This is a genomic window from Photorhabdus heterorhabditis (assembly GCF_018448905.1).
GTDB classification, from domain to species: Bacteria; Pseudomonadota; Gammaproteobacteria; order Enterobacterales; family Enterobacteriaceae; genus Photorhabdus; species Photorhabdus heterorhabditis.
Genome location: NZ_RCWA01000104.1, coordinates 1 through 2,056, shown reverse-complemented (window position 1 = coordinate 2,056; position 2,056 = coordinate 1). Strand labels below are relative to the sequence as shown.

The following is a 2,056-nucleotide window of genomic DNA, read 5'->3' as shown; positions in this document are numbered from 1 at the left end:
GTCGTTGAGCCGATGGCCGACTACGGCGGCGGGCGGTGCTTTGTTGTCCGCCAGTAGCAATCTCGGCCACCACCATCGGCAGATTTCGGGAGTGGTTAAAGATAATACGATATAAGTGTTTATTCATAACATGGGTTCCACGCACAGGCTACAGGTTGGCAGCCGGTTAGGTTGAATTAGTACTGCCAGTACAGATTGAATCCGGTGGTGACCGGGGAAGTTTGGAAACCGGCGGGTTTGGACAGCGGGATGCCGACAAACAGGTCATAGTTCAGACCTTTCAGACGGCCCCGCCAGCCCAGGGCACTGCCCGCCAGGTGTTTACCGAGCAGGGCTTCACTGCCCGGGCCGCCCACTTCACCGTAATCAAGTGCCAGATACAGCGATTGCCCGTGCAGCGGGGTATGCCAGTCCAGCTCGTTACGGCTGTCCCAGCCCCGGTCAGCCGATAAGGTCAGCTCGCCGTCAAAGCCGCGGACTGTCCAGCGTCCACCCAGGGAAAACTGGTCCTGGGGCGTGAGCGGGGTGGGACTTATCTGGCGCAGGTATTGGGTTTGATAAGAAAAAGGCTGGGAAAATAATCGCAGGGGACCGGACAGGGTGGCGGAAAACTGGATGATTTTCGATAACGCGGTCCCGGTATGTTGGCACTCTTCCGGGGCCGGTTGGGCGCCAAACCAGCGCATCCCCTGCTGGTAAGTCACACCGGTATCCAGCGTGGCACTGCCGATGTCATGACGGTGGGACAGGCCCAGTTTCCAGCCCGCGGTTTCCCGATGCTGAACCGCGATTTCGGTGTCATCAATAAAATTGCGGGCGGTGCGACGATAGATTTCGCTGTTTAACGTGGTTTTCTGCTGGTCGTTACGGTACAAAACCCGGCTGAGCTGGACGGACAGGTTGTGGCTTTTGCCCCGGTATTGTATCGCCTGATTTAGTCCGGCTATCGTCTGGTGATAATCGTAATGACTGGCGGTCATCCCCGCCATCCAGTAGCCAAAGGGCAGTGAGTAATGCAGGGTGTCGTTCTGGCTGCCCTGACCGGCGACGGTGTGGATATCGCGCCCGGCAGAGATATAGAACAAATCACTTAATGCCAGCGGGTTATCCAGATAGAAGGTGAATCCGCCCTGATAGCGCCCGGTGCTTTGCGTGCCTGAATCATCCCAATAGGAGGCTAATCGCCAGTGCCGGGACTGACGCCAGTCCAGCACAATATCGCTCTCGCCCGGTTGCTCATCCGGCTCAATGCGCATATTGGCCTGAACGGTCGGCACGCGTTGCAGGTTTTCCAGTCCCTGCTCAATATCCCGTAAATCTAATAGCTTACCTTCACGGGCGGGGAACGGGGTTATCCGCTGGATATGACGTCCGCTGTCAGGGGTGTAACGGATGTGGCGGATGTTGCCCGGTATCACGACCAATTTTAAGGTCCCGGAATTCAGGTCCTGAGCGGGGGCCAGGATTCGGCTGGTGACATAGCCGGAGTCGATGAGCCGGTTTTGTAACCGGTTCATTAATTGGTTAATGCCCTGAGTACCGAGGCAGTGGTGTTCGCCCTGGCGTGCCAGTCGCGTCAGGGGCAGCCAGTGCGGGAAATTCTCCGTGCCTGTCAGGGTGACCCGGGTCAGGGGAAAACAGCCGGCTTCCGCCGGAAAGGCGGCGGGCACAGTTTTTTCCGGTACCGACAGGCGAACATCCGCAGGGGGGGAAGCCAGTTGAGCCTCCAGCGCTTGCTGACGTGCCTGTTGATGAATGAGTTGTTGATCTGCCATGTCGGCAGCCTGACTGCCTGAAGCCAGGCTACAAAAAACTGCCAATACCAAAATACCGCTTTTCATTGTTGCTTAATCCCACAAATTTGAAGCGGTATTAACCCTAAATTTCACTTAGCGATCAATGTTCGGGGTTGATTATTAGCCTGATAACTAAAAGCCGGGGTTTGGTTAAGATAGCAGCAAAAACAGGGGGTTATATTTTAAAACAAAAAACAGGCCAATGTTATTATTCTGTTACAAAATATATAAAAAATGCATTAATATTAATCATTTAATAA

Annotated in this window: 2 protein-coding genes; both read right to left on the bottom strand. The window is 54.6% G+C overall.

Annotation, left to right across the window (positions count from 1 at the left end):
- On the bottom strand, positions 1–127 hold a 127-nt coding region (locus EAE89_RS24470), incomplete at its 3' end, for an ESPR-type extended signal peptide-containing protein (RefSeq protein ID WP_214086638.1).
- A gap of 49 nt (positions 128–176) precedes the next feature.
- A complete protein-coding gene (locus EAE89_RS22675; RefSeq protein WP_214086637.1) occupies positions 177–1,841 on the bottom strand; it encodes a ShlB/FhaC/HecB family hemolysin secretion/activation protein in 1,665 nt (554 codons plus the stop codon).
- Between the last annotated feature and the right edge of the window lie 215 nt (positions 1,842–2,056).